Below are 26,877 nucleotides of genomic sequence, written 5' to 3'. Positions count from 1 at the left end.
TTCAAGTTATGAAGATAGAAAAAGTACGGCTTGCTGACAGCGAACATTGGCGTTTTCCGCCATAAAATCAGTGATTTAGTTAGCTTGCCTTGAACGGGGCTAGGCTCTCTTGAAACTGTTCGATGAACTCTAGCGTCACCAGTGACGGTTGCTTCAAAATCGGACGCACAAGGGAAAGCGTATGTGACAAGAGCGGTTTGAACGGTCGGTAGCTCAATCCGTTGTCTGCATATTGGACGGCATCCAACTCGCTGACCACGGAAATCCCAACACCTTTTACAGCCAATTCACAAGCTGCCGTAAACTGCCTGACTTCGATGTGGGAGTTGAGTTTGACGTTGGCGCTTTGAAACGCTTTTGAAAGTTTTCCAAAAAAGTCGCTGTCGCGCCTTGTGTGAATAATCTTGGCATTCGCAAGATCCGTAGGTGACACCTCGGAGAGTTCTTCCAATTCATGTCCGGTAGGAAACACGCAAACTGTACGGACATCGATGTCTCTGCTTTCGACGGCCGGATGCCCGTTAAAGCTGTCTGTGATTCCGAAATCATATTGCTCACCGATCATCCACTCGAGAATGCGTTCTGGTCTGTCAGGCTCGATCGTCATGGTCACACCTGGCCGATTTTGTAAAAAGGTGGCGATGACGTTGGGAAGGTGACTGGTGGCGAACCCGGGCAAACATGCGATTCGGATGTGTCCCGCTTTGCGTTGGGTTATGTCCTGACTAACGTCCGAGATCTGCTTCATCAATTCCAAAACGCGCTCTACGCTGGGTTGCAGATAACGCACCTCCTGCGAAGGAACTAAGCGACCTTCGCGGCGATCAAAAAGTTGAAAGCCAAGCGATTTTTCCAGATCAGAAAGCAGTCGGCTGACCGCAGGCTGGCTTATCCCAAGATCCTTAGCTGCAGCAGTGACCGACCCGTTTGAGGAAACTGCCATGAGCGCTTCCAATTGGCGGATTCTAAAAGTTTGACTCATGCTTTGAACCTGGTTCGTTGTTTGCTTAGTAATTTCATAACGTAGTGTTATGTTTTTTTCAAAAATTTAATGCTTGAATTATAAATTTGTAACGTTAACGTCGTGAAATCGTCATGTGTGCTGATTACGCGTTGCGGTCGGTATTCAACGAAGCATCAACACTGATGCATGGGAGGAATCATGAATAAGCAATTTCTCGGCGCTCTCGCCGTAACTACTGCGTTGTCCCCCGTGGCGGCGATGGCGCAAACTGAAGTTCAGTTCTGGCACGCTTTCACCGGTCGATTGGGTGAGCTTGTTAAAGCGCAAGTTGATGAGTTCAACGCCAGCCAGGATGAGTTCGTCGTGGTCGAAAGCCACAAAGGCAATTACTCGGAAACTCTGAACGCAGGTATTGCGGCTTTCCGCGCCGGCGAGCAACCCCACATTCTGATGGTTTTCGAAGTGGGTACGGCAACGATGATGTCGGCCGAAGGTGCGATCAAACCCGTCTATGAAGTGATGGCTGAAAGCGGTGCGTCGTTTGATCCTGACGCGTACATTGGCGCTGTCAAAGGTTACTACACTACAACGGACGGTGAAATGCTCTCTCTGCCTTTCAACTCGTCCACACCGGTTCTGTGGGTCAATCGCGATGCCTTCGAAGCGGCGGGTGTTGATCCGGACACAGATCTATCGACTTGGGAAAAGGTTGGCGACGTACTTGAGCAGCTTAAGGCTGGCGGCGAGGACTGCCCGCTGGTGACCGCATGGCAAAGCTGGATTCACCTCGAGAACCTGTCGGCCTATCACGACGTTCCGTTCGCATCGCAGGACAACGGTTTTGCCGGTCTGGATACCGAACTGATGCTGAACGGTCCAGCGCAGGTTGCACACCTGACAGCAATGGGTGACTGGGCCAAGGATGGCAAGTTCATCTACACCGGGCGCAGAAACGAAGGTGGTGCAAATTTCCGGGCCGGTGAATGCGCGTTGTTCACGGAAAGCTCGGCCGGTTACGCCGGTATCAGCTCTGAAGCTGAGTTTGAGTTCGACGTAAGGCCGCTGCCCTATTGGGAAGCAGTCACCAGTGAGCCGCAGAATACCATTATCGGCGGTGCATCCCTTTGGGTTATGGAAGGCCATGATCCCGAGGAATACAAGGGCGTTGGAGAGTTCCTAAGCTTCCTTTCCTCGTCGGACGTTCAGGCTGCTTGGCACCAAAATACCGGTTATCTTCCAATCACGGCCGAAGCGGGTGAAGCTACTCGTGCTGCAGGTTTTTATGATGAAAACCCGGGCACCGACATCGCGGTAATCCAGATGACTGCGAAGGAACCAACCGCAAACTCGAAAGGTCTGCGTCTGGGCTCGTTCGACCAAATTCGCGGCATCATCGACGAAGAGCTTGAGGCCGTCTGGTCCGGTGAAAAGACCGCTCAGGAAGCGATGGATAGCGCAAAAGAGCGCGGTGACGCACTGCTGCGCCGGTTCGAATCCGCCAATCAATAAGTCGTAAACTGATGCGGGCCTATTAAGGGCCCGCATTTTCTTTCTTCGGTGGATTATCAAGATGGAAAAACGCGTCACCTTCCGCGGCTGGCTTTTGCCATTGGCGCTGATCGCCCCTCAGGTCATCATTTCCGCCGTTTTCTTCTTTTACCCCGCAGGCCAGGCCGTTTGGCAGTCTCTGTTCATACCTGATCCCTTTGGGTTGTCGTCCCAATTCGTCGGGCTCGGCAACTTTGAGTTCCTTCTGAGCGACAAGTTCTACCGCGCCTCTTTTGTGACAACAGCGGTGTTTTCAACGCTCGTAACGCTGTGTTCAATGATCCCGGCCTTGTTTCTGGCGGTCATCGCAGATCGTCTAATCAAGGGATCGGGCGTCTACCGGACATTGCTGATTTGGCCCTACGCCGTCGCCCCCGCCGTGGCTGGTGTACTGTGGCTGTTCATGTTCAACACGCGCGTTGGTGTCGTGTCTTGGTACCTCGGCCAGCTTGGCTATGACTGGAACCACGTTCTGAACGGCACCGAGGCCATGGGGTTGGTGGTTGTAGCATCGGCTTGGGGGCGCATCAGTTATAACTTCCTGTTTTTTTTCGCAGCTCTGCAATCGGTTCCGCGGTCGGTGATCGAGGCTGCCGCGATCGACGGAGCGCGCTTCTGGCGCCGGTTCTTCACAATTGTACTGCCGCTGCTATCTCCGACGGCGTTTTTCCTGCTGGTGGTGAATGTCGTTTACGCTTTCTTTGAAACCTTTGGCGTTATCCACACCATCACAGGCGGAGGCCCACAACAGGCGACGACCATTCTGGTCTACAAGGTCTTCTCAGACGGCTTCGTCGGGCAGGATCTAGGTTCATCCTCGGCGCAGTCAGTCATTCTACTAATCGTGGTCGGCCTATTGACCGTCATCCAGTTCAAATATGTGGAAAAAAGGGTGCACTACTGATGGCCGCCCAACAACACGGTATGGTCGAAAAACGCGGGATGGGGATCTGGTTGACCCATGCGCTAATGATACTTGGCGTTCTGATCATCTTCTTTCCGATCTGGCTGGCATTTGTGGCCTCGACCGTTACCCAGCCGGAAATCGTGTCACCGCCGATGCCGTTGGTTCCGGGTGATCAGTTCTGGGAAAACTACAAGGCTGCATTGTTTTCTGGCGTGAATGTGCCTGTCGCCACGATGTTGTTCAACAGCCTCGTGATGGCCATTGGTATTGCGGTGGGTAAGATCATCATTTCATTGCTGTCAGCCTTTGCGATTGTCTATTTTCGATTTCCCGGTCGAACGACGTTCTTTTGGCTAATTTTCCTGACGCTGATGCTACCGGTCGAGGTTCGCATTGTTCCAACTTTTGAAGTTGTCGCCGGGTTCGGCATGCTCAACAGCTACTATGGGTTGATCTTCCCACTTATCGCCTCGGCCACGGCAACGTTCCTGTTCCGGCAATTCTTTCTGACAATTCCAGATGAACTGGCCGAAGCAGCTCGAGTCGACGGTGCCCGCCCGATGCGGTTTTTCATTGATATCGTTGTGCCCATGAGCAGGACCAATATCGCGGCGCTGTTCGTGATCCTGTTCATCTATGGCTGGAACCAATACCTTTGGCCGCTGCTCATCACCACCGACCCTGAAATGAACACCATTGTGATGGGCATCAAACAGATGTTCCCGTCCGGCGATGATGTGGCCGAGTGGCCGGTCATCATGGCTACATCAATTCTAGCAATGATCCCACCGGTCATAGTGGTGGTATCGATGCAAAAGCTCTTTGTCCGCGGCCTTGTCGATAGCGAGAAGTAAGAAATGGCAACAGTAACCCTAGAGAACGTCAAAAAGAGCTTTGGCCCAACGGACGTCATCCACGGCATCGATATCGATATTGCTGATGGTGAGTTCATCGTGATCGTCGGACCCTCGGGCTGCGGCAAGTCCACGCTGTTGCGGATGGTTGCGGGTCTAGAAACCGTGACCGATGGCGAAATCCGAATTGGAGAAGAACGAGCCAACGACAAAGAGCCGATGGATCGCGACATCGCGATGGTGTTCCAGAACTATGCACTCTATCCACACATGTCTGTGCGCCAGAATATGGGGTACGGCCTAAAGATCGCCGGTCTGCCCAAGAGCCAGATCGACGAGAAGGTGACTGAGGCTGCCAAGCTGTTGCAACTGGAACCCTTACTGGATCGCAAACCAAGACAACTTTCCGGCGGCCAGCGTCAGAGGGTGGCAATGGGTCGGGCTATTGTCCGCGAACCAGCAGTATTCCTGTTTGATGAACCGCTGTCGAACCTAGACGCTAAACTGCGTGTTCAGATGCGTCTGGAAATTCGTGAGCTTCAGGAGAAGCTGGGCATCACCTCGCTTTACGTAACCCACGATCAGGTCGAGGCGATGACGATGGCAGACAGGATGATCGTCATGAACGGCGGTATCGCCGAACAGATTGGAACTCCGCTGGAGGTGTACGAAACACCGAGAACATTGTTCGCGGCACAGTTCATTGGCAGCCCGGCGATGAATGTGTTTGATGCCCGGCGTGAGAACGGGACAGTCAAGATCGGTGAAATAGAAGTTGGCCCATCTGCGGGTCCCGATAACGCGTTGAAGCTGGGGATCCGCCCAGAGCACCTGTTGTTGGATGATAGTGGTCCGCTAGAAGCGGCGATCCAGATGGCGGAACCGTTAGGGGCCAACACTCTGTTACACGGTCAACTCGCGAGAGGCGGCGGAGCGATCACCATAAGCCTTCCGGGAGTTCATCCGATCGAGGACCGACATCCGAATATGCGGTTTTCGGTCGCCTCTGAGCACATGCATCTGTTTGACCAATCAACCGGGGAAAGGCTGGAAAGCTAATGGGGTTTCCGCAGGTCGAAGCATTTCGTGGTGGAAACAACCTGATCCGTGTTGTGGGACATCGAGGAGCAAGAGGCGTTTTGCCTGAAAACAGCATGATTGGTTTTGATTTCTCGCTGTCCATCGGCGTACCGCTTCTTGAATTTGATGTCGTTCTAACAGCTGATGACGTTCCGGTCATAACCCACAATCATCGTCTGCACGCATCTGGCTTTCGCGACACCAATGGCCTGTTTCTGACCGGTGAAGAGCCGAAAGTCTCATCTCTGACTTTCGAGCAAATCCAACAATTCGATATTGGACGGTTAGACGGGCATTCTGACTATGGCCAACGTTTCCCGGATCAGGCGCAACTGGACGGCGTTCGTGTTCCAAGGCTGATAGACTTGCTCGATTTGGTAGCCGAAGCAAAATACGGCGATGCCTATCTGATGCTCGAACTGAAATCGGATCCTGACCTGGCTCACGATGCGATTTTTCGAGAGAACTTTGTTGGGCGAGTTCTTCAGGAGGTTCGCGCCAAAGGTCTATCTACGCGCGCGGTTTTACACAGTTTTGACTGGAACCTTTTGGAAGAATGCCAGCGGCAGGCTCCGGACATGCCGTCTTCTTACCTTACGCAGCTTCCGGAAAACGAGGACGAAGTGGGCGAAGATTCCTCGAAAGCGGTTTGCCCAGACTTTCGCGGTCGCTGCGACGAAATCCCATTTTTGGTCAAGCAAGCCGGTGGTTCGCTTTGGTGCCCATATTATGCGGATGTGACAGCAGAAAATGTGGCCCTTGCAAAAGAGCTGGGCTTATGTGTCGCCGTTTGGACTGTCAATGAGCACGAAGAAATAAGCAGGATGATCGACCTGCGCGTGGATGCAATTGTATCTGACTACCCTGGGCGGGTTCAAAGGCATCTGTCGGATTTGGGCATGGGGTGGCATATCGACAACCAGTGAATTCTGCGTCGCTAATTGGTGACGTTTTTTTGTGTTTCTACCAGTCACAATCGGAAAGGATCGGTCACATCATCACTTCAACCTGCTGTGGAGGGCGAGAAGCATAGTGGCTCAGCGTACTAAACAAGTTGCAGCATTGCCTCTGCAGTTGTTCGTCGACCGCCTCAAGGTACTCCTTATCACGTCGCGTGACACAGGGCGCTGGATCATGCCCAAGGGCTGGCCGATGGTCGGCGAGCAAGACTGGCGCGCGGCAGAAATTGAAGCGTTGGAGGAGGCTGGGGTGGAAGGTACAATTTCCCGCAAGCCGATCGGTGAGTTTGAGTACGCTAAGATTTTTAACGACGGTACCAGTGTCCTAGTGAAGGCCACCGTCTACCCGCTCTACGTCGATAAGGTGAAGCGCCGTTGGAAGGAAAGGCACGAAAGAAAAAGGCACTGGTTTTCACCGAAAGGAGCTGCGAAAGCACTCAAACAGCCAGAGCTGGAAGACTTGCTCTTAGACCTAAAAGACGACCCTAAAAAGAACAAATCAATTCGCGAATTGCTACCTTGAACCGATGCGTTGCAGTTTTTCCAGACTTAGGTCGATAGCTACTTTGCTATGAAAAAACGGCTTAACCCTTTCATTCAGAAGTTGTTTTCTAGGCTTATAGCCAGCGGAAATCCTATATCATGGGATTAAGTGCCAAACTTCGACACCTCAGTGCTGCACGAAGGTTGATTGTCCGCATCGCAACTCGATGAAACCATCTTGAGGTTCATTCAATTCAAAAACTTCTTCTGGGGACAAGTTCAAGTAGATCCCTCGAAACACGCGCAGGGTTAAGCCGTGGCCAACAACTATGACAGCCCCCTCAAACGACTTGCCGGAATACCAAGCAAAAACCCGGTTATGTACGTCAGCATAGGATTCTCCGCCCGGCACAGGATAGTTCCAACGGTCAGAACTGCGCGCGTCCCATTCCAGGGGAAACCGCCTTATGATCTCGTTTTCCGTCAAGCCCTCCCATTGTCCAAAACTGCATTCCACCAAACGATTCTCATATTCGATGGTTTCTGGTGGTAGGCCAAGCTCTTCAAGGACGATGGAAGCCGTTTGTGCCGCTCGACCAAGTGGGCTTGAAATTACCGTCAGAGGGTGACGGCTGGATAGGCGGTGCCCCAGTCTTTTTGCACTCGCCAATGCCTGAGCGACCCCTCGCTTAGTCAAGAGCGAGTTCTGCCGACCTTGACGTCGTTTCTGCAAATTCCATTCGGTTTCACCATGGCGAAGCAAGAAAATAGTGGGGCTGAGTTTTTGGTTCAAAACGTATCTAAGCCATCCTGCACTGAAGCAAACCGAATTACCTGATTTCTCTTCCACGTAGTGCGCAGTTTAAACGGATGCCCCAGAATTCGATAGAGGCTTCGGATTTGTGCGGTTAAGTCTAGGGCGATAGAAAAAGTGGTCATACAACCTTCGCGCCAAGTGCTTTGTCGCTTCACTTGGACTGCTTTGGGCTCAGAGCAGCCGTTTTCTGGGCTCTGTTCGAGTTACCCCTACGCGGACTTTCTCTACATTCGTTTTTCGTGCCTTGCTGACGCAGCATTTGTTCGCGGCTGCGGCACACGTGCTGATGCAACGCAGCGCTTGTCGTCAATCCGGTCATTCACGAGTGTTGTTCTAGTTGGAACTGAGACTGAGCTTTCTCCGAACCGTGTTTAGAATCGAAAGACGACGACAATACGGACTTTTTTTCGCCAATGGGAATTGCGTGGCCATGGGAAGCGTTCAGATCAAAATCATGTTCGTTATTGACCGCTACAGCAACACTAAGATCGCGATTTGGCACCGAGGCAAATTGGCTGAGTGCGCTGTACGGAATCAGCCCGAACAAAATGAACTACAAGGGGAAGCGTTTGAAAATCACCCAAAGTTTGGGGCTACCGGCCAGCTTCGGTGGGAGGATGAAGATTCTGAGAGAAATACGGGGTGTCAAGAATTTTTGTCGGTTGAAACGAAAACCGCAATCGCCGTCGATTGGGCTTGGAATTGGTTGCGAAAGCGCGCAAAATTGTTGGGCTTCTTCGTAGTCAAGTAAGACTACGTATTATCTCGCTGGGCGTTGAATTTAAGGACATTGCAATTGCCAACCGAGCTCTATGTTTACCTGCTTATGGGGGCGGCAGCTGGTGGGCTCATCAACGGATTGGCGGGATTCGGCACAGCTCTTTTTGCACTTGGCTTCTGGCTAAATGTCATGCCGCCGGTTCAGGCGGTTTCAGTGGTTGTTGTGATGTCCGTCGCCAGCGGTTTGCAAGGCGTTTGGTTGGTACGAAGGTCCATTGCAAATCAGCCAAGGCGCCTCGCGCGCTTCCTGCTGCCCGCTCTTCCAGGGATACCGATGGGCGTAGCCGCTCTTTCGTACATTCCGGTGGAGACACTTAAGATGATCATCGCAGGTTTCATGCTGCTCTATGGCGGATTTTTCACTTTCCGCACCACGTTGCCAAAACTCGAACGCCCCGCACCAATAATCGAATGCATCGTCGGATTCTTTGGTGGCTTACTTGGAGGTGCCGCATCGTTGTCGGGCGCATTGCCGACGATGTGGTGCGCCATGTGTCCTTGGCCTAAGGCTGAAACCCGTGCTGTGCTTCAGCCTTTTAACGTGGCTGTCTTGGCGCTCGCGTGTATCATGTTTGCGGTCAACGGAGCCTATTCGTGGGATACGCTGATACTCATCGGCTTAGCGCTTCCTGTTACTATTGTCTTTGCCCAGATCGGGATCTCGCTGTTCAAGCGGCTGGACGATGATCAATTTCGTCGCTTGATCATCGCAATGATGTTTCTGTCGGGCATTATACTGATGCTGCGCGCGCTGATTACTTAATTCGAGGTGCCTTAAGGAAAAGTGTTCGCGCGAATGTGAGAAATTGCGGGTACTCTGGACATCGCGGAATACTCTGACTGTACTTCACTTGCCAGTTGCCTGAAGGCCAGCGCCCTAAGTGAGATCACCGGTTCCTAACGCCGCACAAAGCATCACCAATCTACGACCAAAAATAGAGAAGCTCGGCAATCCAGAACTCTGGATGAACTCTTGCTCTTCCAATGCCTCGAAATGCGGTTGCAGCACCGCTGTCTCTATTTCCAAGGATTAACCCGTGTCAGCCACGGACATCGGTCGATCTGACTTCACCAATGTCTCCAGGATAAACAATGGTATGAGGCACTCCGATTCCCGTGCGACTTCATCTTTATGCGCATCGATAGGCATACCTTCAAATGACCTCATCCGTGCGGTCGTCACTTTCGCCATAGCGTTTAAGGGTTGCAGGCCTGGTGCCCTCGTAGACCCGTGCTACGTTCTTAGCGATTTTGGCGTTTTCCCGTTCAAAAAGACAGTCACCGTACATGTCGGAGGCGACGATGAAGGGGCCCATGCGGTTGCATTTGAGAACCCACATCGCCTGCGCGAGGCCGAGTTCCTCGTTCCAGTGCACAGCCTCGACATTCTCAACGCCGCGCCCAAGAAGCGCACCCGTGCCGTATCCGACGGTCGACAGGTAGACTGCGCCATTAGGCACGAAGTATTCCTTGTAGTCCTTCGATGTCATGCCGCCCTTGCCGACGATTAACTTTGCCCCGGTCTTGGCCATCCATTCAGGCAACCATTTGGCAAAGCGGAAAGATGCCGTCGCCGTCACAGCGCCCATGTCAAAAGACCCATCCGGGTTGATTCGAGCGGCGGGTGAGCAGTGGAAGTTGGCGGCGGATTGGGAGGGCAACTCCATCGGGATATTCGCCTTTTCCTCTAGAGCGCGCATATAGACGCCTTCTCGAGCTGTGTACATCAGGCCATCAAGGTAGACGACATCGCCCAGGCGCAGATCTGCGATCTCTTCGTCGGCGGGGGTGGTGGACAGGATGATTTCACGCGGTGCGCTCATTCTGCTGCCTCCCGCATAGGTTCCCAGTCAATGGTTTCACGACGCTGATAGTCGGTGAACCAGTCTGGGTCCGTGCGATGTTCGACTTGCCCGTCCGCGTGGATGCGGGCGACGGCGCGGCGCGAGCTTAGACAGAACGCATGCACCGACATGGGCATTCCGCCCGTGTGGCAATACCCAACTTCGATATTACAATCGATTACCATGTTCTTGCCGACAAACCCCATGGCACCCATGCCGATAGAGTTGCCAAGTTCTTTGAATTCATCCTCCATCTTGGCGATTTCTGGATCGCTGTTACGCGATCCGACGATCCGCAACGTCGAGGCGCGTTTGCCCAGTGTCATGCAGATATCCTTGGATCCCCCCAACCCGATGCCGATGATGGCAGGCTGGCAGGCAAGGCCGCGTTTGCCGAAAGCCATAAGGCTGTCGAGGTAGAAACGCTTGATCCCCTGAATACCATCAGACGGGAACAGCATCCGGTAATCCGAACCAAAAAGCCCGCCCTTGTGGACGGTGATCAGATCTACCCATGCGCCCTCGGGCTCATAGCCATATTCGATCTCCGGCGCGCCGATGCCCACGTTGTTGTTGTGATCCGTCCGCCACAATGGATGCACTCGGTTCGGTCGTAGCGGAACACCGTTGGTGGCATTCGCCGTTGCGCGGCGCAGAGCGGCTTCAAGTGCGACCATACCGCCTTCAACCTGCGCTTCGTTGCCCATCTTGACGAACCAGCGCGGCACGCCAGTATCACCGCACATCGCGCGTCGGTCTTCCTTGGCGGCCTCGTAATTTTCCAGCATCGCCTTGAGAACAAACGACGACAGATCGCCGTCTTCTGTCCTAGCGGCCTCTTGCAAGCCATCGAGGTAGTCTTGCGGGATTTCAATAGCGGCCTTGTCCATCAGGGTTTCGGCGGTGGATTGGATCAGGTTTATGGGTATCATTGTGCTGCAACCAATGTTTCAGGCGCACCTTCGGGCAAGACAGTCTCGCCCGGACGCACGATGGTGAATTGAACGGGTTCATTGTTCACAGCCACCCTGCCGTTTTGCAGTGTTGCGACAGTAAATGCGCTGTCTTCCATCGCACCAGGCTCTGGATAGTCTTCACGGAAATGCGCCCCGCGGGAGTTTTCACGAGCAATCCCGGCTTTGGCAATGACCTCGGATACATCGCACAGTGAACGTAGATTTAGCCAGTCATGCCAAGTCAGGTTAAACGCTAGATTACTGTCCTCAACACCTACATCCATCAAGGCCTCAGAGACGCTTGCTATCCCTTTCAACCCGCGCTTCATGCCAGCCTCGGTGCGCATGACACCCACGTCGTCCCACATGATATTCTGCAACTGCTTTCGCAGCGGTAGGACAAGATCCGGCTTGCGGCTCAGCGGATAGATGGCGCGCTCGAACTCTGCCGCCAGCACATCTTCGTCTGGGTCACGCAGGCTCATGCCTGCCACATCGCGCCCCATCGTGTCGCCTGCGATACCGCCATAGACGGTGGAATTGGCCACACCATTCCCGCCTAAGCGGTTGGACCCATGGGCGCCGCCGGCGTCCTCGCCGGCGACATAAAGACCCTCCATCTCCGTGCGCGTGTCGACATCGACGACGACGCCGCCCATGAAGTAATGCGCCGTTGGCACAACTTCGACCTTACCGGCGGCCAGATCGAAGCCGCTGTCAGCGCAGCGGTTGACCATGCCTTTAAACTTCTTACGCACGTTATCCGGCCCAAGATGTGCCATTGAGATGAAGACGCCCTCTTGTTCGGGATTGTTGTTCTTGCGCATCTCGGCATAGATACCCCTACTGACCACATCACGGGTGGCACGTTCGCCTCTGTCGTCATAATCGAACATGAACCGCTGACCAGTGTGGCTGATGAGCTGTCCACCAGCGCCGCGCAGGCCTTCTTCCAGAACGGTGCCGGTCATGCGGGTATGATCCCCGGCAAGCAGCCCTGTTGGGTGAAACTGCACCATTTCCATGTCCCGCAAAGTTAGCCCCGCACGCAAAGCCATGGCCAGACCATCCATGGTCTTGTCACCGGATGGAGTGTGGTATTTGTACATGGTCGGCCCGCCGCCCGTGCCCATCATCACCGTTTTGGCACGCACCAGACGGAACTTGCCAGTCCGCATGTCGATCATCAGAACGCCCGCCAGCGCACGGCTGTCTTTGGTCGGGATTAGACCCACCGCGCGGTGTTCTTGCAGTTTCTCAACACCGGAGGCGAGGACCTTTTCCATCAACCGATTGATGATCTCGATCCCCGTCAGATCACCCTTGTGAACCGTCCGGTCCGCCGTTTGCCCGGCAAATGCCTTTTGGTGTAGCGACCCGTCCGCGTTGCGGTCAAAGAAACACCCGACCTCGTTTTCCAGCTCGCGAATGCGGATCACGGCCTGCTCACACAAGCGCCACGCCATGTCCTGATTGGGCAGCCATTTGCCGCCATTGATCGTGTCCATGAAGTGCCGTTCAACCGTATCGCCGCCCCCAAGGGCCACGTTGTACCCGCCCTGAACCATTCGAGTGCAGCCGCATTTTCCGATCAAGCCTTTCACCGCGATGGTGATTTTCGCCCCCTCTGGTGCTGTCTGCTGGGCGTGAAGTGCAGCGAACAAGCCAGCGCCTCCGGTGCCGAGGATAAGAATGTCGGTGTCGTGGCGTTCAATGTCAGAAACTTTCATGTCAAATCGCTTTCATGAAAAAGAGAATCGCAATGCAAAAAGATCCCGCCGTTGCACCTGCCGCTAGTGTCTTTTGGGGTGCGCTCCACGGCAGCCATTCCATCGCTATCAGACGCAAACCGCCAAACATGTGAATAGCCAGAAGGAAAACGAGACCAAACTCTGCGATCTTCACCGCGGCCGCTTCGGTGAGATGAAGGAAGCCGTCCAGCCTAACGGGGTCTGTCATCGCCATGGCCAGCACCCAGAAGTGTAGGGGCAGGAACAAGGCCAGCGCGAGCCCGGACAGGCGGTGCAGGATATAGGCAAGCCACAGGGGATGCGCGCGGGATGTGATGCCTTTTGCCGCCTTCATACGCCCACTCCTTGCGAAAAGGTCACCGCCCAAACGGCGCGCGCGCCAAGCGCTAACAAACCCAGTCCAACAAGCCACATGAACCCTTCCAACGCAGCGCCTTTCAATCCGCCCCATTCCAACGCGATAGCACGCAAGCCAATGGCGCCATGGATGGAAACCGCGACTACGAAGATGCCATAGAACAGAAACCAGAGCACAGACCCTTGGGTACGCTCCAAGATCTCAGCAGCACTCAACCCACCCTGAATGGCATAGATCATCACCGCCAGATGCCCGACCACAAAGGGGGCCATCAGCAGCGCGCTTAGCCGTTGAAACATGTAAAGCCGCAAACTCAGCATCAGCGCCCCCTCTTGAAGAAGTTTTTTGCGGTTTCTCGTTTCAGCCCCGCGATAGCTGACATCGGGTTCAGCTCATTCGGACAATACATCGTGCATGACCCCATCGAGTGACAGTTGTGACATCCACCACTGCCGGAAACAGCATCCAAAATCGCGACGCGCCCTTCGTCCTTCGCATCGTTCAGGAGGGTCCAGGCCCGCTGTAAAGCAGCCGGACCGAGGTAGTCGGGGTTGCTCGCCACTGTGTCACAAGCGGCGTAACACACAGAACAATTGATGCATTCAATTCCGGCATTCGCTTCGACCCTCGTGGCGCTTGTCTCATGCACCGGGGCAATCTCGTCATCTCGTGTGAGAGCGCCGTGATGCACACCTTCGGCGGCAACCCATTTGTCAAAAAACGGATCCATATCAACGGCCAGATCCTTGATGACGGGCAAGTTGCGCAACGGTCCGATCATCACCGCATTGCCATCAACAACCTTGGAGATGTGTGTGCGACAAGTCCAGCGCGGGACACCGTTGACCATCATCGCACAGCTGCCGCACATGCCGACACGACAGGCAAACCGATAACTCAAGGTCGGGTCCGCGTTTTGCTGCACCCAGGACACTACATCCAATACAGTCTGGTTCTCATAGGCGGGCACATCGAAAGTTTCGACGCGGTCTGCATCGCGCTGAATGGTGACTTTCAGAACCTCTGCCGTCATTTGGAGAAATCCGTAATCACTGCTGTTCCGGGACGCGTCGGGCCCTTCATCGAGCGCAATTCAGCACTTGCCCCAGATAGGGTGACTTCGCGATCCAACATGGGGGTAAGATCCACGTCGCCCCGTTCGATCATCTCCAACAAAGACGGGTATTTCCATGCAGGCATGCCGCGGGTCCCGAAAAAGGCCAATTGTTTGGAATAGATGGCACGCATGTTAACCTCCATTATGCCATCACCGGCGGGCATGCCCACATGCACGTGCCGACCAAGGGTGGCGAGACATTCAACAGATGCGTTCGTCGTCTGCGCGATGCCAAGCGCCTCAAGTGAGACCTGCGCACCGCCCTTGGTGATCTCGCGGATGGCGTCGGGAACATCCTCGGTCGCTGCGTTCACGGTTGCATCTGCGCCCAGCGTCAGCGCATGATCCAGCTTTTCCTGAACGACATCGACGACAACAACCCGCGCCCCCAGCATTTTGGCCAGAAGCAAAGCCGACAGGCCAATGCCGCCCGTGCCATGTACGGCGACCCATTCACCTGCCCGCACATTAGCGCGATCAGTCAATGCGTGCCACGCGGTTGTGACCCGACAGCCAAGACCAGCGGCCAGCGCGTCTGGCATTGTTTCAGGCAAGTGAACTAGGTTGTGGTCAAACGGAACGGCAACAAATTCTGCGTAGGCGCCCGGCGCGCCAAAACCGGGGACAATAGCACTTTCACAGGTGTTCGAGTGACCCGTCTGACACGCCAGGCAATCACCACAGCCCAAAATGAACGGGGCGATCAGTTTGTCGCCGATCTTGTGTTTGGCCTGCGCGCCTGCCTCGACCACTGTTCCGCAGTATTCATGCCCTAGGATTGAACCACTGGTGACTTTGGGATGACTGCCCACCCATCCATGAAAATCAGAACGACACACCCCGCAGGCAGCCACTTCGAGAACAACGCCGTTCTCGGGGCAGCTTGGGTCCTCTACCGTTTCAATGGAAAGATCTTCATTGAAGTCTCTGACAACAGCGGCGCGCATCGTTCATTCCCTTATTTGTCGAGCCAAGCTCTGTGCAGCTCCGTCCCCTCGGGACGCGGTGATTTCTTGTCAGGCGTCCAAACCGGCAACGCACATGTATTTGACAGACAGGTAATCCTCCGAACCCTGACTACCGCCTTCCTTGCCCATACCGCTTTCCTTGAGTCCTCCGAACGGAGCTTCGACGGTCGTGATCAGGCCGGAGTTGATCCCGATCAACCCATACTGAAGCCCATCATTTAGCCGAAAAGTGCGCCCGAGCGATTTGGTGTAGGCGTAAGCTGCAAGGCCGAACTCGGTGGCGTTAGCGGCTTCAAAAGCTTCTTGTTCGGTCTCGAACTTGAAGACAACGGAAAGCGGGCCAAAGATCTCTTCGGTTGCGCATTTCATGTCGGCGTTTGCAGCGGTGATCACTGTTGGTTCAAAAAAGGTGCCGCCTATCTCGTGCCTTTTGCCACCAGAGACGATTTTGCCACCCTTGGAAGTCGCATCCGCGATCATATCTTCCACTTTCTCGACGCCTGCCATGTCGATCATCGGCCCTTGTGCGACACCATCATGCGCGCCATCCCCGACAACCAATTCCTCGGACGCCTGCTTTAGCCGCGCGACAAAGGCGTCGTGAATACAAGCCTGTACGTAGAAGCGGTTCGTGCACACGCAGGTCTGGCCCATGTTGCGATACTTCGCGATCATTGCCCCTTCGATAGCCGCATCAATATCTGCATCGTTAAACACGATGAACGGTGCATTGCCCCCTAGCTCCATCGACACTTTCTTGAACGTGTCTGCAGATTGGCGGATCAACACTTTGCCAACGTCTGTTGACCCGGTAAAGGTGACCTTGCGCACATCAGGGCTGGCCATCATGGCTCCGGCGATTTCTCGGGCGGAGCCGGTCAGGATGCTGACGACACCGTCAGGAAAACCGACATCCTGGCACAGCTTGACCCAGGCAAGACCAGAATAGGGCGTAGCCGTCGCTGGTTTTGCAACTATCGTGCATCCTGCGGCAAGCGCGGGTGAGGGCTTTCGCGCCAACATGGAGGACGGAAAATTCCACGGTGTGATTGCCCCCACAACTCCCACAGGATGGCGTGTCACCATGAGTTTGCGATCGGCGGTCGGAGACGGCACAATCTCGCCTTTGGCGCGCCGCACCTCTTCAGCAAACCAGCGCACATAGGCCGCGCCGATGGCAATTTCGCCACGCGCCTCGGCAAGCGGCTTGCCTTGCTCTGCTGTCAGCAGCTGCGCCAGGATTTCCTGGTTGTCCATCAATGCGTCGTGCAACTTATGCAGCAGACCAACACGGAAAGACAGATTGCTGGTTGACCAGCCGTCGAACGCTTCCGTCGCTGCCGCAATCGCGCGATTGGTCTCGCTTATACCGCAACTAGGCACATGTTCGATGACTGTACCAGTTGCCGGGTTCGTCACCGAAATGGTCTCACCGCTTTCCGATCCGCTCCAAGCGCCGCCGATCAAGTTGGCCTGTTGCAACATGTCACCATAGTCACTCACGGAATTTCCCTCTAAACAAGCGATGAGAAGCGCACCGGACACAGCCGAAAAGCCACGATAGTGACTCTGATTAACAGTAAGACAATCTGTAAATAAGCGAAAAAATATTTATATTAAATTTAGTAAAGCTTTCAAAATACCATTTGGTCGTTATAGAGACAGTCATTAGCTCGTGCGGCCCCAAGGCCCCAAGCGGCCCGACATTGGCTGAAAAATCGACCCAATGGGTGAAAGGATTGGACATGACGATCCGGCAACTCCGAACCCTAGTTGCTATTGCAGACACCAAAACATTTGGTGAAGCCGCGAATGTCATTCACGTGACCCATGCCGCGATCAGTCAGCAAATGCAGGCACTTGAGGCCCAGCTGGACATTGAACTGTTTGATCGGAGCACGCGCACGCCAAAGCTTACCCCAGCGGCGCATCTGATCGTTGCAAAGGCCCGAACGCTAGTCGATGCTTATGACAATCTGGTACCGTCCGCCTTAGAAGACGGCGGCCTCAAAGGCATTATCACTCTTGGAACTCTGCGTACGACACTGACAGGGCTAACGCCAAAGGCGATGGCAGCCTTGAAATCCAAGTGGCCCGAAATTGGGCTTCACATTCGCCCTGGGCTGACAGGCGCCTTGCTAACAGAGATTGAACGTGGAGGCCTGGACGCTGCAATTGTTGTCAAACCAAACTTGATGCCTGCCGGTCTCACCTTTCGAGAACTGGCGCAAGAGCCAATGCAACTGATCGCATCCATCGACGAAACAGAAGTGGACCCGGTGGTTCTTTTGAAATCCAAGCCATTTATTCGATTCGATAGGAACGCTGTTGCAGGGACTCTAATAGACAATTGGCTTCTCTCGAAACGTATTCAGGTGGCTGAGACAATGGAATTGGATAGCCCAGAAGCGATTGTATCGATGGTACACGCCCGCCTTGGTGTATCCATCGTCCCTGATCTTGCGGTCAAGCCGTTTGATGCCGTCCCAGTAATGCGCATTGGCCTCGGCCCGGATGCGCCAATAAGAACGCTCGGCCTAGTTTACAGAGACAACCAAGTCAAAAAACGGGTTCTCGACGAGTTATTCGAGGCGCTCATGCATGCCATTGAGATATCGCAAAAGTGACAATCGCGAAATAAGGAAAGTATCTTGTTTCAAGAGCCGTCTCACTTTGACCTGATGAAAGAATATCACGGTAGTGAATCCGAGAAGGTATTTGCTTCAGTCCATTAGCGACGTGACAAATTTTCTGATTTCTGCCTTCGCATACCTGTTGCGAAGGAAAATAGGAGCTGCAACATAAATGATTGCGGCGACCATTATGGCACCCAAGCACCACTCCGGCAGAATGAAGACCAGAACGCAGCAGAGCAGGATCAGTCCTACGTCAACCCACCAAGATCCTTTATTGGGCAACGGAGAAAAAATGGTTTCGGCCGACAGTACTTCAGTTTCGTGTTCTGACCTTGCAAGTGTTGTGATAGCTCGGTACCCGTAAGCGTCAAAGCAAACCTTGTTGCGACTCCTGGGAATCAATTGCCAACCGTGCTGCACCGCAGTCCGCGAAATGTATTCCTCCAAAGCCCACTGTGAAGAAATTTGTTCGCCCATTCTGAATTGTTGGCAAAGGACGTTCTCTGGCTCGTGTGTTACGACTTCTGACATCAACCCTCCGCGTCCTGAAGTGCTTAGCATCCTAGCGTACAAATCAATTAAGCTCGAAGCCGCATGACCGAACGTAGTTACCAAAGTCAGCACGTTCGGGCTCGCTATACTGCCGAACTTTGTCTTCAGACCAGGAATACCTTTCGCTGTCCGCAAATTTCTTTGGAAATCTCTGTTTTTCATAGGGCTGCGACGTCGCGCGCTCTTCATCGTATTGCACAATTGTCTCCTTCAAATTGACCTCCCTATAATGGTCGACGTGACATGTGACCTGTAGTGGCAGCCGCTTAGAGATCTTCGGCGTTTGCGCGGGAAAACCAAATGCGAGGCCCGCAAATGGAAAAACATGGTCCGGCAGATCAAGCAGGTCAGAGACCGCCGCAGCCTTGTTTCGCACAGCGCTGATCGGGCAGCAGCCGAGTCCAAGCACTTCCGCCGCTGTCACGAAAGCGCCCAGCGTAATCGCTGCATCCCCCGTTGCATTGAAAAACGCGTCAAGATGGTCGTTTGCGAAGGGGACACCATGCCATTCGTGCAACAACCTTTGGCGACGGTTGTTGCCGCAAATGACGGCAATCATCGGCGCATCCGCGACCCAAGACTGACCCGACACAAGTGTTGCAAGACGTCTTTGGATATCTTCGGATTCCAGCAAGATGATATCACACTGCTGCAGATCGCTCTTTGTGGGCGCGGATAGGGCGATCGCGGAGATGGTGCGGACCCAATCGGATGGGATTGGCTTGTCCGTGAATGCACGACAAGAACCACGGGCCGCCATGGAATACAAAAGGTCCGATTGTGCGGTGCTTTCAACTTGTGAAGGTGCATCGCTGAAACGCGCCGCGAGGGCGCGTTGCAAGTCCGATTGGGGTGCCTTCGACATGCTGGTCCTTCTCTTTAGCTGCTTGTTTCTTAAAGTACACATAGAAGCTGAACGGTTTTTTGCTTGCTTAGCAACTGCAAGATGTTCCACCGGCACACGCGCCGCGTAGTTTCTTTTCCGTCATGAACGGCAATTGCCTGTTCGCACATAAACCCGCAAGCATTGCCGAAAATGTATCACCGCGCTAAGATACGCCGAAACCTGCGGCTCTCAAGCTTTGCCGCGAAAGCCGCGACAGGCAGATAAAGTAAATCGAAGCAGCAATGCATGACATTTCCCTGATCGCGTTTGCCAGCGCCGTCCTGCTGCTGGCAGGCGCAGTGAAAGGTTTCATTGGGCTGGGAATGCCGACCGTCGCGCTGGTTCTGTTAACGTTTAAGCTCGACGCAAGATCCGCCGTCACATTGATCCTGATCCCAATGTTGCTGAGCAACGTCTGGCAATTCTGGCGTGGACCTGACATGGTTGGATGCGCGAAACGGCATTGGCGCTACGCGGCCATTTTGATCCTATGCGTCGCTGGAACCGTCTGGTTCAGTCAATCCACTCCAGATCGGTTTTTGCGCGCTGTGCTAGGTGCGTTTGTACTGGCGTTTTGCTTTTTCAGCTGGCGTGACATGGTGCCTCCGATCCCGTCAAGCACAGTGCGCTTGTTCGAAATAATCAGCGCTTTGGTTGCCGGGCTGGTTGGTGGGTTGACTGCCGCATGGGCGCCACCATTGGCTATGTACCTGACCGGTCTCCGACTGGAGCGTGACGCATTTGTTCAGGCACTCGGGTTCTTAATCACGGCTGGTAGTGTGTCCGTTTTGGCGATGTTCATAGCTGTCGGGCACAGTTCGCAAGCGGATCTGGCAGTCTCGGTCTTCTTGCTGGTTCCGACCCTGATTGGGTTTTCCGCAGGTGAGCGGTTGCGGCATAGGGCAAATTCCGAAGCCTTCAAAGGCTTTTTCTTAGGCGCATTTTCGCTGCTGGGGGCGAATTTGTTGTTGGGCACTCTCTGGGGGTAGTGCGCAGCGGAATCATCGCACGCAGCACTGCGTCTGGATCTGTTGCAAACTTTTGACTGTTGACGCTCATAAGTTCTTCGAGTGATTGGATATCGAAATATTGAAGTTGAAAGTTTGTTATTATGATCTCTTTCAAAGGCGGGCAGTATCCGAAAGATGTGATCCTCTTCGCAGTGTTTTTCTATGTCCGATACGGTTTGTCATATCGCGATCTGGAAGAGATCATGCATGAGCGAGGCGCTGCAGTAGATCACACGACGCTGAACCGCTGAGTGACGCGGTATGCAGGCGCAATTGCTGAAGCGGCGCGTCGTCGAAGGGGGCCGTGCGACCGCTCCTGGAGAATGGACGAAACTTACATCAAGGTGAAAGGAAACTGGGTCTATCTCTATCGAGCTGTCGACAAGCACGGCAAGACGCTTGATTTCATGCTTTCGCAACGTCGAAACAAACCCGCGGCCACCAAGTTCTTTGCCCGAATGCTGGAGGTCAACGGCCTTCCGAGAAAGATTGTCATCAACAAAAGTGGAGCTAACACCGCTGGCCTCAAGGCCACCAACAAGATGCTGAAAGGTTTTGGTTGCCAGGTCCCAATTGAAATGGTCAGGCGAAAATACTTGAACAACATCGTGGAACAGGACCATCGTTTCATCAAAAGACGAACCCGCCTGATGTTCGGCTTCAAGTCTTTTGCTTCGGCATCAGCGACTCTGGCTGGCATCGAGGTCGCGCACATGATCCGTAAAGGCCATTTCACACCGGGACTCTGCCCGTTTCGTCAATTCTCCGAGTTGGCAATCTGACCCGGAAGCGATCGCAGATCTATTTGGCCGACCTAAAACTTTGCAACGAAACCGTGTCAACTCTTCGGTCAGTAAGAAACTTTGCAACAGATCCCCCTAGATAACACAATTTCTTGCTTAAGCTTATTTTAATGATCATTTTTTAAACTTATTGCACGTTACACGACACCTCACGTAAGCGCACCTTTTCTCACTCTTGGAGCATTAAGAGCCAAGTCGTAGCTGAGCGCTGGCAGAGAACGAGGCAAGGACGGTGTTGAGTACCCTGCCCTAGACCAAGGTTCAACTTGACCAAAACGTAACTCAAACAAAAAACTCCGCTCTGCGGCTGCCAATATTTGCCAAAACCTTTTGTCTAGCACATGACAAACCTTGCTGCGTGGCTGGACCCCCCAAAAGAGTTGCACAAGTTGGATGGTCTCTAACTGAAATCAATATCGTAAACCGCCAGACTCCACGCCCCGAGCTAAAGGCAAGAAGCATAGGAAAATCAGTGGAGCATCACATGAGTGTTTCAAAAAAATTGCTGCGAGCGGTGGTAACGTTATCCTTAGAAGGGCTGCATTCCAGAGGATTGGTTTAATCGCCAGCTTCAAACTTTGGCTTAGTTCCACGTTTGTGCGCTGCTTTGCGAAAAATAGCTTCTGCCTCAGCATAGGCCCTCAATGCCCGCTCTATCATACTCAAAACGAACTAGCTTGGCCCGATCCTGGATGCCGATACTGGCCCCGGCTTAATACGTCTCCAACAAAAAAGGCGCGAACTGCAGTCCGCGCCTTTGATAGATTACTGCCCTAATTCTTACCCGTGGGTAAGGTCATCTTCTTCAGGCAAAGCTTCAATAAAAGCGGCGATCGCCTCTTCCAGTTTGTTGCGATCCACCCGCGTGAAGTCCAAGTTGTATTTCAACTCAATACGCCCGCTGGAAGCAGAGCATTTCGCAACCCCTGCCCGGCCGGTTACTTGAAACGTAGTTTTCGCACGCCGAGGCTTACTGGAGCTTTCACCCTTAGGCTTCTTGTCTTCGCTGGCCTCTGACGCCCCTAAAAAAGACCTGAGAATCGCGACCTCGCGAACGCCGTCACGATCCGGTTCGCTCATCAACGTCTCGCTCACCTGCCGCACAAGATTTGGCGTTGCATCGAACTTGCGTTTAAGTTCCACGCCGACATTTCGCGGAATGTCATTTGGATGCATCAGCACTTTGTCCAACATCCTCAACAAACTGGCAAACGACCTGATATAGCTGCGCTTGGTGTAGCTTGCCGACTTGAACAACGTGGAAACGGCCTTGTCCACGTCCGGGCAATCATTTGACGGGTTTTCTGCATACGCTCGTGCGAGTGCGCCCATTTCCGCAAATGAGATATCCTTACGGATCAAGTTTTCATCCACCATGCGACGGTAGCTGTTGTCGAGGTCACTAGCCTCTGAAATGCCCGCCGGAATTCGGGCGTACACGTCCTTACCCGTTTCATCGAGCAATGCTCGATAAGCAGATAGGCGACGCATCCCTTGGATGAGTTCGAACCGCCCATCCGAACGACGTTCAAGTCGGATTGGATTGGACAGCCCAATGTCCCGAATAGAATCCTTGAGCTCGTCCAACTCTGGATCCGGTCCAGGCTTGCGATCTCGTGTCAGCTTTTCGGTCAAGACATTGGCCAGAGGTACATGTTCAGTGACCAAACCTTCGTTCCGAAGGCGGACCAACTCATGTGCCAGGCGATCGTTTTCTGCTCGAATGGTTTCTTCTGTCGATTGCTGATCCCGCAATGCATCGGCATTTTCAGAAATCGCCGCTGCCATCGGACCTCGGCGCTTCTCAAGAACTTTGTCCGGCACTTTCCCGACAGGAATGTCGTCCATTGCCGGTATGTCGATATCGAACATTCTGCGCTTGCGGCTCATGCCTCATCCTCCAGCTTGTCCCAGGCCGACAACATGACGCCCCGGAATTCTTCATATACGTTGTCAAATGTCGAACGCGCTCGACGCCAGGTTTCCCGTGTCATCTCGCGATAATCCATTTCATAAACCGAGCTAAGAAAGCGGCCCGACTGCTCAACTGCGCGAGTCATTTCCACCGGGTGCTCGGCGACGTGCTCACCAAAGACCTTTTTGAAAGCCTCGAACATCGCATGGTGAAGAGCGTTACCCGGCTCATATCGTGTGAGTAGGAACCGCAACTCACAAAATGTTTTCGGCAAGCCGATCTTACCCGTGGGTAAGGTTTTGTCGAAGCCGTAAGCCAGATCCTCCAGCGCCTCGGCAAGCTGACCTATGAAAGACGTGGTGGAATCGTACTCCCAGTATCCCGGGCCCGATGGAATATAAAGCATGTCAGCAGCAAAGACGGCATTCATGGATTGATAACCAATGGCCGGAGGACAATCGAAGATGATCAGGTCATAGGCATCATCGGGGATTTGATCCAGATATCGCGACACAGCCGCAAAGAATGACCACTCAGGGTTAAGATGCCGATACTGCGCCGAAGCAAATTCAACGAAGGCAGCATTGGCACAGGACGGGATCGCGTCGATCGTGGACCAGGAAGTCTTTCTGATGAAGTCCGAGATTCTGAGGTCACCAAGACCCATATCTGTAATTGACGGCGGCAGTTCACGGCGGGGTAGGGCAGTCCCTGATTGCGCGGCAACGGGGCGATTGTTCATACGTTCCGTTTCACGGATTAGATCCCGGGCCATGATGCCCCAGACAGTATAATCCTCGGCCACATCCGTAAGACCCATCGAATGGCTCAGCGTCGCCTGTGGGTCAAAGTCCACCACAAGCACACGATACCCATCCAGTGCAGAGGCGTGCGCAAGATGTAACGCCACGGTCGATTTTCCAGCTCCGCCCTTGAAGTTGGCAACAGCAGCGCGAATGGCGCGCTTGCCTTCGGGGCGCGGGGGCATCAGGGACTTCCGGTTCACCTTGAGACGTCGTCGCAACTCGTTCACCTCTTCCAGGCTGAACCACCTCTGGCGCCCATCCGGCTCGACCTCGCCACTGGGCAGGGACGGATCCGCCGCCAATTTGCCGCGAAAGGTCGACTGGTTGACTCGGAAGATCAGCTCGGAAACCTCCCAGCTTGAAAACCGGCGGAGTGTCTTCTCCATTTCGGGGCTAAAAGTCTGCTGGCGAATCCAGCCCTGCAGCTTGAGGGATTGGTTGCGCAATGCGCTCAGGTCTTCGTGCGTGTACATGCCTCTGATCTCTATATTTGGAACGTAAATTTCTGTTCGTTTCCTATTTACGACCGATTTGCACTTTACGCAAAAGAAAATATCATGAAACTGCAACCTTACCCACGGGTAAGAAAACAAGGCGTCTAAGCGCAAAAGCGATTCGGGAGATTCGGCCGCGCCGCTCAGCGAGTCATGTACCAGGAACCTCGTTATTTAGGGGGACAGGGAACTGTCAAATCCTATATATAGGGGGACATTAGAACTCTTTAAGGGGACGTACTGCATGTCCCCCTTCACCAGTGATTCACCAAATTCTTTTCTTTTTTGAAGGATGACCGACCTAAAGGTTGCCTCGACTTCAGACTCTTCTTGACAGAATCGAAGGTTTGGACGCTAATTAGGCCAAGATGGCGAAAAGCGTTGGAAAACAGCGCGGACATGGCGGGATAAACCCGTCTGAGGCAGAAGAAGCGGTGAGAACGGGTATGCAACTGGCTAAACCGGTCGGGCGTAATGCGGCGGCCTTAAAATACGATATACTCTCTGCGCTGACCATTCACGCCTTGTCAGGAGACAAACATCGACAGCGTAGTGTTCTGCGTATCATCGCCTTGATTACGACCAGATATAACTGGCGCAGCAATGAATTGTCGATTGGACGCGAAGAAATTTCGCGCCTTTGGGCAGTGAACGAAAGGACAGTAAAGCGCGAAATGTCCAAATTTCGCGCATTAGGGTGGGTATCCGTCAAAAGGCCTGCGGCGCGTGGCAGAGTCGCCGTATACGAGATTGACCTCAAACAGATCATGATCGACACGCAAGAGGTGTGGCCGATCATAGGTTCGGACTTCCATGCGCGTATGATGCATGAACCGGAGCCGGAAACAAATATTGTGCCGTTCACGATGAAACCCGCGCCCACCGAAGATGGCGAGAGCGATGTCTGGTCACAGGTCCAGTCGAATCTTCATGAACGAGATCCAGAACTGTGGGCAAGCTGGTTTCAACATTTATCCGAAGCTGAGCGGGCAGGGGGGACTGTGACCCTCGTTGCTCCTTCGCGGTTTATGGCTGATTACATTTCTCAAAAGTGGAACCAACGTTTGCTCGCAGCCTATAGCCGGGTCGATCCCAGCATTAGAGTTGTGCGGGTGGAGTCGGCGGAGTGAGGGGCATCCGCCCATACTGGCGCAAGCCATCTGACCAACAGGAGAGCTCGTCCATGTTTCTGAAAAACTGCTGGTATGTCGCCGCTTGGAGCAAGGATATCGGGCGCGAACTGAAGGCCGAGACCTTTCTAGGCGAAAACATTGTGTTCTACCGCCAGCAGGACGGCACCCCCGTCGCGCTTGAGGATGCCTGCCCGCATCGCAAGCTGCCGCTGTCTAATGGCAACCTGATTGGCGATGTTGTGGAATGCGGCTATCACGGTCTGAAATTCGACTGCTCGGGTAAATGCACCGATAGCCCGACCCAGCGCGGTATGACCCCGCGTAGAGCGGTTGTAAAATCCTACCCGGTGGTGGATCGCTATCGCTTTCTGTGGATCTGGATGGGCGACCCGGATCTGGCCGATCCTGACAAGATTTTCCCGATTGATAACTTCGATGACCCAAGCTGGGGCAAAACCGATGGCGGGGTGATGGATATTGACTGTCACTACCTGTGGGTCTGCGACAACCTGTTGGACCCAAGCCATGTAGCCTGGGTTCATGTGTCGTCCTTTGCAGGTGCAGGCACGGATGAAGAGCCGTTGGATGTGAATAGAACAGATCGAGGCGTAATCGTTTCGCGCTGGATCGAGAACAAGCCGCCGTCGCCTTATTACGCGAAACTGGTGGCCTTTGACGGTGATTGTGACCGACTGCAGCACTATGAGATGTGTATGCCTGCGATCGGGCTGAACAAATCCATCTACACTCCCGTCGGGACCGGAGGCTATGATAAGCAACCGGTTGCTGAGACATTCATCAACATCTCTTACAACTTCATGACCCCGATTGATGAGGATCGAACCCGGTATTTTTGGTTCCAGCACCGCAATTCCGATCCCGACAATGCCGAGGTGTCCAAATTCATGAATGATGGCGCGCGGATGGCGTTTCTTGAGGACAAAGAAGTGTTGGAAAAGGTTCAGCTGGGCATGAAATACGCCAAGACGCCCCATATTGATCTGGGACTGGACGCGGGGGCCAAACTGTTCCGGAAAGCTTTGAACCGCGCGATTGAGGCTGAGGCTGGACCGATCGACATGGTTGAGCGGTTGTAAGGCTTGCTGGTCGGTTCTGAAACCCACTAGGCATCGAGAGGAAAGTGAAACCGGGGATGCACCGCATCCCGCCGCTCGAATCCGCAAGCCAGGTAGGCGGCTTGGGCTTTTGAATTGTCGGGGTGGGTGCCGACCATCATGTAGGAGCAGGACAGCGCG

Annotated in this window: 26 protein-coding genes and 1 pseudogene; 13 read left to right on the top strand and 14 right to left on the bottom strand. The window is 53.7% G+C overall.

The annotated features are described in order from the left end of the window. Window positions 1-79 precede the first annotated feature (79 nt). A complete protein-coding gene (locus I9187_RS16310; protein ID WP_171180517.1) occupies window positions 80-982 on the bottom strand; it encodes a LysR substrate-binding domain-containing protein in 903 nt (300 codons plus the stop codon). Between the two features lie 180 nt (window positions 983-1,162). On the opposite strand from I9187_RS16310, the gene ugpB reads away from it, so the two are divergent. From ugpB to I9187_RS16280, 6 genes are all read left to right on the top strand, one after another. Beyond that, window positions 1,163-2,473 carry a sn-glycerol-3-phosphate ABC transporter substrate-binding protein UgpB gene (gene ugpB, locus I9187_RS16305; RefSeq protein ID WP_171180519.1) on the top strand — a complete coding sequence of 437 codons (1,311 nt, stop codon included), beginning with the start codon at window positions 1,163-1,165 and terminating at the stop codon, window positions 2,471-2,473. Between the two features lie 61 nt (window positions 2,474-2,534). After that, a complete protein-coding gene (gene ugpA / locus I9187_RS16300; RefSeq protein ID WP_155150415.1) occupies window positions 2,535-3,416 on the top strand; it encodes a sn-glycerol-3-phosphate ABC transporter permease UgpA in 882 nt (293 codons plus the stop codon). Between the two features lie 20 nt (window positions 3,417-3,436). Beyond that, window positions 3,437-4,273, top strand: coding sequence for a sn-glycerol-3-phosphate ABC transporter permease UgpE (gene ugpE / locus I9187_RS16295; protein ID WP_170353922.1), 837 nt, complete (start codon window positions 3,437-3,439; stop codon window positions 4,271-4,273). Between the two features lie 3 nt (window positions 4,274-4,276). Then, entirely contained in the window at window positions 4,277-5,332 is a 1,056-nt protein-coding gene (ugpC, locus tag I9187_RS16290; RefSeq protein WP_171238751.1) for a sn-glycerol-3-phosphate ABC transporter ATP-binding protein UgpC, read from the top strand. Then, window positions 5,332-6,279, top strand: coding sequence for a glycerophosphodiester phosphodiesterase family protein (locus I9187_RS16285; RefSeq protein ID WP_171180523.1), 948 nt, complete (start codon window positions 5,332-5,334; stop codon window positions 6,277-6,279). Before ugpC ends, I9187_RS16285 begins: the two co-directional genes overlap by 1 nt. A 106-nt stretch (window positions 6,280-6,385) precedes the next feature. Next, window positions 6,386-6,835 carry an NUDIX hydrolase gene (locus I9187_RS16280; RefSeq protein ID WP_171238749.1) on the top strand — a complete coding sequence of 150 codons (450 nt, stop codon included), beginning with the start codon at window positions 6,386-6,388 and terminating at the stop codon, window positions 6,833-6,835. 147 nt (window positions 6,836-6,982) lie between these two features. On the opposite strand, the gene I9187_RS16275 is transcribed toward I9187_RS16280, so the two are convergent. After that, window positions 6,983-7,645: a histidine phosphatase family protein gene (locus I9187_RS16275; RefSeq protein ID WP_171180525.1), complete on the bottom strand. Its 663-nt coding sequence runs from the start codon at window positions 7,643-7,645 to the stop codon at window positions 6,983-6,985. Between the two features lie 421 nt (window positions 7,646-8,066). On the opposite strand from I9187_RS16275, the gene I9187_RS16270 reads away from it, so the two are divergent. Then, window positions 8,067-8,363 (top strand): hypothetical protein, encoded by a 297-nt coding sequence (locus I9187_RS16270; RefSeq protein ID WP_209509779.1) that lies wholly within the window; start codon window positions 8,067-8,069, stop codon window positions 8,361-8,363. A gap of 75 nt (window positions 8,364-8,438) precedes the next feature. Next, entirely contained in the window at window positions 8,439-9,155 is a 717-nt protein-coding gene (locus I9187_RS16265) for a sulfite exporter TauE/SafE family protein (protein WP_171238771.1), read from the top strand. A 391-nt stretch (window positions 9,156-9,546) separates the two neighbouring features. Here the strand turns inward: I9187_RS16265 and I9187_RS16260 are convergent, their stop codons facing one another. From I9187_RS16260 to I9187_RS16225, 8 genes are all read right to left on the bottom strand, one after another. After that, window positions 9,547-10,215 (bottom strand): fumarate hydratase C-terminal domain-containing protein, encoded by a 669-nt coding sequence (locus I9187_RS16260; protein ID WP_171180529.1) that lies wholly within the window; start codon window positions 10,213-10,215, stop codon window positions 9,547-9,549. Then, window positions 10,212-11,168 carry a fumarate hydratase gene (locus I9187_RS16255; RefSeq protein WP_171180531.1) on the bottom strand — a complete coding sequence of 319 codons (957 nt, stop codon included), beginning with the start codon at window positions 11,166-11,168 and terminating at the stop codon, window positions 10,212-10,214. The genes I9187_RS16260 and I9187_RS16255 overlap by 4 nt, the downstream gene beginning before the upstream one ends. Further along, window positions 11,165-12,922: an FAD-binding protein gene (locus I9187_RS16250; RefSeq protein ID WP_171180533.1), complete on the bottom strand. Its 1,758-nt coding sequence runs from the start codon at window positions 12,920-12,922 to the stop codon at window positions 11,165-11,167. Before I9187_RS16250 ends, I9187_RS16255 begins: the two co-directional genes overlap by 4 nt. A gap of 1 nt (window position 12,923) precedes the next feature. Continuing rightward, window positions 12,924-13,277 carry a succinate dehydrogenase gene (locus I9187_RS16245; RefSeq protein ID WP_171209831.1) on the bottom strand — a complete coding sequence of 118 codons (354 nt, stop codon included), beginning with the start codon at window positions 13,275-13,277 and terminating at the stop codon, window positions 12,924-12,926. Beyond that, window positions 13,274-13,621: a succinate dehydrogenase gene (locus I9187_RS16240; RefSeq protein ID WP_171238747.1), complete on the bottom strand. Its 348-nt coding sequence runs from the start codon at window positions 13,619-13,621 to the stop codon at window positions 13,274-13,276. Before I9187_RS16240 ends, I9187_RS16245 begins: the two co-directional genes overlap by 4 nt. Further along, a complete protein-coding gene (locus I9187_RS16235; protein ID WP_171180539.1) occupies window positions 13,621-14,334 on the bottom strand; it encodes a 2Fe-2S iron-sulfur cluster-binding protein in 714 nt (237 codons plus the stop codon). The genes I9187_RS16240 and I9187_RS16235 overlap by 1 nt, the downstream gene beginning before the upstream one ends. After that, window positions 14,331-15,365, bottom strand: coding sequence for a zinc-binding dehydrogenase (locus I9187_RS16230; RefSeq protein ID WP_171621414.1), 1,035 nt, complete (start codon window positions 15,363-15,365; stop codon window positions 14,331-14,333). Before I9187_RS16230 ends, I9187_RS16235 begins: the two co-directional genes overlap by 4 nt. Before the next feature lie 69 nt (window positions 15,366-15,434). Further along, a complete protein-coding gene (locus I9187_RS16225) occupies window positions 15,435-16,871 on the bottom strand; it encodes an NAD-dependent succinate-semialdehyde dehydrogenase (protein WP_171238770.1) in 1,437 nt (478 codons plus the stop codon). A 260-nt stretch (window positions 16,872-17,131) separates the two neighbouring features. Here I9187_RS16225 and I9187_RS16220 point away from each other — a divergent pair, with 260 nt between their 5' ends. After that, window positions 17,132-18,013 carry a LysR family transcriptional regulator gene (locus I9187_RS16220; RefSeq protein ID WP_171180705.1) on the top strand — a complete coding sequence of 294 codons (882 nt, stop codon included), beginning with the start codon at window positions 17,132-17,134 and terminating at the stop codon, window positions 18,011-18,013. Between the two features lie 96 nt (window positions 18,014-18,109). Here the strand turns inward: I9187_RS16220 and I9187_RS16215 are convergent, their stop codons facing one another. After that, complete coding sequence (locus I9187_RS16215; protein WP_171180543.1) at window positions 18,110-18,553, bottom strand: hypothetical protein; 444 nt, start codon at window positions 18,551-18,553, stop codon at window positions 18,110-18,112. Between the two features lie 43 nt (window positions 18,554-18,596). Next, a complete protein-coding gene (locus I9187_RS16210; RefSeq protein WP_348540121.1) occupies window positions 18,597-19,529 on the bottom strand; it encodes a nitroreductase family protein in 933 nt (310 codons plus the stop codon). 173 nt (window positions 19,530-19,702) lie between these two features. On the opposite strand from I9187_RS16210, the gene I9187_RS16205 reads away from it, so the two are divergent. Both I9187_RS16205 and I9187_RS16200 read left to right on the top strand, forming a co-directional pair. Continuing rightward, window positions 19,703-20,449 (top strand): sulfite exporter TauE/SafE family protein, encoded by a 747-nt coding sequence (locus I9187_RS16205; RefSeq protein WP_171180545.1) that lies wholly within the window; start codon window positions 19,703-19,705, stop codon window positions 20,447-20,449. 119 nt (window positions 20,450-20,568) lie between these two features. Beyond that, window positions 20,569-21,252, top strand: a pseudogene (locus I9187_RS16200) (IS6 family transposase). Window positions 21,253-22,053: 801 nt separating this feature from the next. Here I9187_RS16200 and I9187_RS16195 read toward each other — a convergent pair. Next, entirely contained in the window at window positions 22,054-23,163 is a 1,110-nt protein-coding gene (locus I9187_RS16195) for a ParB N-terminal domain-containing protein (RefSeq protein ID WP_171180547.1), read from the bottom strand. Beyond that, entirely contained in the window at window positions 23,160-24,467 is a 1,308-nt protein-coding gene (locus I9187_RS16190; RefSeq protein ID WP_171180549.1) for an AAA family ATPase, read from the bottom strand. The genes I9187_RS16195 and I9187_RS16190 overlap by 4 nt, the downstream gene beginning before the upstream one ends. A 467-nt stretch (window positions 24,468-24,934) precedes the next feature. On the opposite strand from I9187_RS16190, the gene I9187_RS16185 reads away from it, so the two are divergent. Together I9187_RS16185 and I9187_RS16180 are read left to right on the top strand one after the other, a co-directional pair. Continuing rightward, window positions 24,935-25,618: a DnaA N-terminal domain-containing protein gene (locus I9187_RS16185; RefSeq protein WP_171180709.1), complete on the top strand. Its 684-nt coding sequence runs from the start codon at window positions 24,935-24,937 to the stop codon at window positions 25,616-25,618. A 53-nt stretch (window positions 25,619-25,671) separates the two neighbouring features. Then, on the top strand, window positions 25,672-26,718 hold the full coding sequence (locus I9187_RS16180; RefSeq protein ID WP_209940250.1) for an aromatic ring-hydroxylating dioxygenase subunit alpha: 1,047 nt from the start codon (window positions 25,672-25,674) through the stop codon (window positions 26,716-26,718). Window positions 26,719-26,877 lie beyond the last annotated feature (159 nt).

It is taken from the genome of Ruegeria sp. HKCCE4148, from assembly GCF_017872495.1.
Lineage (GTDB): Bacteria > Pseudomonadota > Alphaproteobacteria > Rhodobacterales > Rhodobacteraceae > Ruegeria.
Note: the sequence above shows the minus strand (reverse complement) of the source record. Positions and strands in the feature narration are given on the sequence as shown.

Excerpts from the sequence above, each read along its gene's own strand:
- I9187_RS16310 (WP_171180517.1), bottom strand. The coding sequence starts at position 982 with ATGAGTCAAACTTTTAGAATCCGCCAATTGGAAGCGCTCATGGCAGTT.
- ugpB (WP_171180519.1), top strand. The coding sequence starts at position 1,163 with ATGAATAAGCAATTTCTCGGCGCTCTCGCCGTAACTACTGCGTTGTCC.
- ugpA (WP_155150415.1), top strand. The coding sequence starts at position 2,535 with ATGGAAAAACGCGTCACCTTCCGCGGCTGGCTTTTGCCATTGGCGCTG.
- ugpE (WP_170353922.1), top strand. The coding sequence starts at position 3,437 with ATGGTCGAAAAACGCGGGATGGGGATCTGGTTGACCCATGCGCTAATG.
- ugpC (WP_171238751.1), top strand. The coding sequence starts at position 4,277 with ATGGCAACAGTAACCCTAGAGAACGTCAAAAAGAGCTTTGGCCCAACG.
- I9187_RS16285 (WP_171180523.1), top strand. The coding sequence starts at position 5,332 with ATGGGGTTTCCGCAGGTCGAAGCATTTCGTGGTGGAAACAACCTGATC.
- I9187_RS16270 (WP_209509779.1), top strand. The coding sequence starts at position 8,067 with ATGTTCGTTATTGACCGCTACAGCAACACTAAGATCGCGATTTGGCAC.
- I9187_RS16265 (WP_171238771.1), top strand. The coding sequence starts at position 8,439 with ATGGGGGCGGCAGCTGGTGGGCTCATCAACGGATTGGCGGGATTCGGC.
- I9187_RS16260 (WP_171180529.1), bottom strand. The coding sequence starts at position 10,215 with ATGAGCGCACCGCGTGAAATCATCCTGTCCACCACCCCCGCCGACGAA.
- I9187_RS16255 (WP_171180531.1), bottom strand. The coding sequence starts at position 11,168 with ATGATACCCATAAACCTGATCCAATCCACCGCCGAAACCCTGATGGAC.
- I9187_RS16250 (WP_171180533.1), bottom strand. The coding sequence starts at position 12,922 with ATGAAAGTTTCTGACATTGAACGCCACGACACCGACATTCTTATCCTC.
- I9187_RS16245 (WP_171209831.1), bottom strand. The coding sequence starts at position 13,277 with ATGAAGGCGGCAAAAGGCATCACATCCCGCGCGCATCCCCTGTGGCTT.
- I9187_RS16240 (WP_171238747.1), bottom strand. The coding sequence starts at position 13,621 with ATGCTGAGTTTGCGGCTTTACATGTTTCAACGGCTAAGCGCGCTGCTG.
- I9187_RS16235 (WP_171180539.1), bottom strand. The coding sequence starts at position 14,334 with ATGACGGCAGAGGTTCTGAAAGTCACCATTCAGCGCGATGCAGACCGC.
- I9187_RS16230 (WP_171621414.1), bottom strand. The coding sequence starts at position 15,365 with ATGCGCGCCGCTGTTGTCAGAGACTTCAATGAAGATCTTTCCATTGAA.
- I9187_RS16225 (WP_171238770.1), bottom strand. The coding sequence starts at position 16,871 with ATGTTGCAACAGGCCAACTTGATCGGCGGCGCTTGGAGCGGATCGGAA.
- I9187_RS16220 (WP_171180705.1), top strand. The coding sequence starts at position 17,132 with ATGACGATCCGGCAACTCCGAACCCTAGTTGCTATTGCAGACACCAAA.
- I9187_RS16215 (WP_171180543.1), bottom strand. The coding sequence starts at position 18,553 with ATGTCAGAAGTCGTAACACACGAGCCAGAGAACGTCCTTTGCCAACAA.
- I9187_RS16205 (WP_171180545.1), top strand. The coding sequence starts at position 19,703 with ATGCATGACATTTCCCTGATCGCGTTTGCCAGCGCCGTCCTGCTGCTG.
- I9187_RS16195 (WP_171180547.1), bottom strand. The coding sequence starts at position 23,163 with ATGAGCCGCAAGCGCAGAATGTTCGATATCGACATACCGGCAATGGAC.
- I9187_RS16190 (WP_171180549.1), bottom strand. The coding sequence starts at position 24,467 with ATGTACACGCACGAAGACCTGAGCGCATTGCGCAACCAATCCCTCAAG.
- I9187_RS16185 (WP_171180709.1), top strand. The coding sequence starts at position 24,935 with ATGCAACTGGCTAAACCGGTCGGGCGTAATGCGGCGGCCTTAAAATAC.
- I9187_RS16180 (WP_209940250.1), top strand. The coding sequence starts at position 25,672 with ATGTTTCTGAAAAACTGCTGGTATGTCGCCGCTTGGAGCAAGGATATC.